Genomic DNA, 2,847 nt, shown 5'->3' with positions numbered 1-2,847 from the left:
GCGCGGTGGCCGTGTCGGGCCGGCGCCCGAGGAAGGTGGCGAGGCGGCCGACGTCGCGGATGTAGTTGCGCTGGGTCTCGTGCGAGAACCGGCGCAGGCTCATGTCGTCGATCAGGCGCTGGCGCAGGGGGCTGACCGCGCTGGCGGGGAGAAGATCGTGCATCGTGGGGCTCCTCGGATGAAGGAGCCTCGATGCTCGACCCGCCTCCGACGGGCCTCAAACGATGCGCGACGGTCCCGACCCTACCGCGCCCTCACCACACGCACCCTCCCGCGCAGCGGGTTCGTTCTTCGGCCAACTCCGGCCGTCTGCTTCGCGACCATCCCGGTCATTCAGCCATTCTTGCTTGTATCCTGGAAGCAGACGTCGAGGGGTGAGGCTTGGTCATTTAGCGAGGGGTATCCCTCACGAACGATAGCGCGCCGGATCGTCGAGCGGGCCGCGTCGATGGCCAGCGTGGCGGCGCCTAGCGTCCGCGCCTCGGTTGGCCTGTTTAGTGCGTGGCGCGCTATGCTGCCCGCGAGGTCTTCCACCTCACCGGCCATGTTCTCCAGGCGCTCGGGGTCGGTCTCGCGGCGTGCGTCGGACCGGAGCTCCAGCAGCCGCGCGGTGGCCACTTCGATCCTCTCCCGGCGGATGCGCCCGAGGCGCTGCCTCACCCAGGCCGCCGTCGAGCCCAGGCCGCCACCCAGGATGGCCACGAGGTAGATCCAGCTCTCGTAGCGCTCGATGAAGGTCTCCTGCTCGCGTTCGTAGTAGTCGATGGCGCCTGGGTGGATGGGCAAGCGGGCGCTGGTAGCGTCCGCCGTATCCTCATAATCCGGATGGCTGACGTCTTCCGCTGCCGGGACGGTCTCGGCTAGGGCCGCGCGCATCTCGAACAGGTGCTGCGTCACCTCCGCGGCGAGGCTGCGCGACAGGTCGGCCCGCGCCATCAGGCGGTAAGACGAGCCGACTGTCGCCACGTCCTCCGCCGGAAGGCGCGGATGGCCGCCGAACAGGGCGGCCGGCACTGTGACCGGCTGCACGCGCGGCCAGCGCGCCAGCACCGCGGCGGTGTCGGGTACGCCGAACAGTGCGACCTCGCCATCGGCGCTCGCCTCTCGAACCAGCCCGACAACCCGCCGCGCGGCCGAGGACGTAGGCGTCGTCAACAGCACCATCGCGTCGATACGGCCGTCCCCAAGCGCGGCCGCCACATCGGTCTCCTCTACCGGCACGAGGGCGACAGCCTTCTGCGGTAGGGGGCCGCCTGGAGCGCCGGTCAGAAGCTCCATTTCGTAATGGGCGACCAAGGTGCCGACCAGCGCCCTATCGGCGGTCCTGTTCGACAGCACGCCTAGTCGCCTGGCCGCCAAATCCGGGAAATCCTTGATACCGGATTGCGCGGGGGCGACAACGAACGCCGCCAGCCTTCGCAAGACGGCTAGGGTAAGGCCGTTCCCCGGCATCGAGACGTCCGGACGGACTACCGCGAGGTCGGCCTTCGGTCTTGAGCGCCTCTGCACTCTCGCGCACCCCGTCGAAAGCCGACACCGTCAGCCGGATGCCGAGCTTCCTGCGGGCGAGTTCGTCGGCGTAGGCCCGTAACAGGGCCGGCTCGGGGCCGCCTTTCGGGGCGACCGCGATGGTCAGCGCCGTAGGCCGCATCAGGTGGAGCGCGGCGGCGATCCCGAGGACGACAAGGAACGCCAGACCGAGAAGAAGCCATGCTTCCCGGCCAACCGGAAATGCCAACTTACGCACGCACGCTCCTCGCCCGCCGCGGCCCTGCCAGATAGTGTTGCCCAGGTGGGCGACGTGATGCCTGTTTTCGAGTGGGCGAGGAGTAGGCCGCCGAGCAATCGGCCGCTCCTGCTTGGACGCGTGCGAGCATGTGGGGGGCTGCCCGCTCAGCCGGTAATCTCGCCGTCGACGTTCGGCTGGGGCACCGTTTTCGCGTTTCAGGATGTCCAAAAAAGGTACTCAGCGGCGATCCGGTTCAGCGCTATCGAGGACGCTTGGAAGCGCTTTCCCTCTCTCGGACCCCCCGGCTCGCCGGCGCGGGCTTTTTCGCGTGCCTCATCAAGCCTCATCAAGCACGATGCTGGCTGCCAGGGTGGCTATCGATAGGTCCTCGCCCTCAGCGGTGGATGTGCGCACGTGGTAGCCGTCTCCCTCGAGCTCCTGGACTCTTTGAAGCGCCTCGGTGGCTGTCTCGGCCTGATGGACGACGCTCGGCTTCTCGGTGTTGGCGAGGTTGGCGCCAGCGATGATGTAACCCATAGATCCTCCTGCTGGGCGCCCTGCATAGGCTGGCTAGATGGCGCTCGCGAGGCCGAGCCCCGCTCCATCGTAGCGGCGGACTACAGGCACACATGAGGGTATCTGGACTTGCCTCGAGAAAGTGGAGAGCTCTTTTCCTGAAGGAGGAGGGGTCCGATGGCAGACCGGAAGCAGACCTTTACCCCTGAGTTTCGTGCTGAGGCGGTGCGATTGGCCCAGACGAGCGGGCGGTCCCGCCGCGAGGTCGCCGCCGATCTCGGTGTCGGGCTCTCGACGCTGCGCAACTGGATCGACGGTCGACGCGAGCGGGAGATGGACAACCCACCGGCCGATCGGCAGGAGGACATGGCCGCCGAGCTCAAGCGTCTGCGGCGCGAGAACGAGGTGCTGCGCCAGGAGCGGGAGATCCTGAAGCGGGCCACGGCTTTTTTCGCCAAGGAGGGAAGTCGATGAGGTTCCGCCTCATCGACGCGGCGAAGAAGGACTTCCCTGTCGCGCGCCTGTGCAAGGTTCTCGATGTCAGTCCGAGCGGCTACTTTGCCTGGAAGAGTCGTCCGGCCTCGACGCGGCAGCGCGAGGAC

General features: G+C 67.7%; 1 protein-coding gene and 2 pseudogenes. 1 reads left to right on the top strand and 2 read right to left on the bottom strand.

Features of this window, described 5'->3' with window-relative positions:
- Positions 1 to 333: 333 nt before the first annotated feature.
- Together ME121_RS32580 and ME121_RS32575 are read right to left on the bottom strand one after the other, a co-directional pair.
- A pseudogene (locus ME121_RS32580) lies at positions 334 to 1,747 on the bottom strand (TAXI family TRAP transporter solute-binding subunit).
- 318 nt (positions 1,748 to 2,065) lie between these two features.
- Positions 2,066 to 2,266, bottom strand: coding sequence for a hypothetical protein (locus tag ME121_RS32575; protein ID WP_059410323.1), 201 nt, complete (start codon positions 2,264 to 2,266; stop codon positions 2,066 to 2,068).
- A 156-nt stretch (positions 2,267 to 2,422) separates the two neighbouring features.
- Here ME121_RS32575 and ME121_RS32570 point away from each other — a divergent pair.
- Positions 2,423 to 2,847: pseudogene (locus tag ME121_RS32570) on the top strand (transposase); the annotation flags it as partial.

The sequence above is a fragment of the Methylobacterium sp. ME121 genome, from assembly GCF_000974725.1.
Lineage (GTDB): Bacteria > Pseudomonadota > Alphaproteobacteria > Rhizobiales > Beijerinckiaceae > Methylobacterium > Methylobacterium radiotolerans.
Note: the sequence above shows the minus strand (reverse complement) of the source record. Positions and strands in the feature narration are given on the sequence as shown.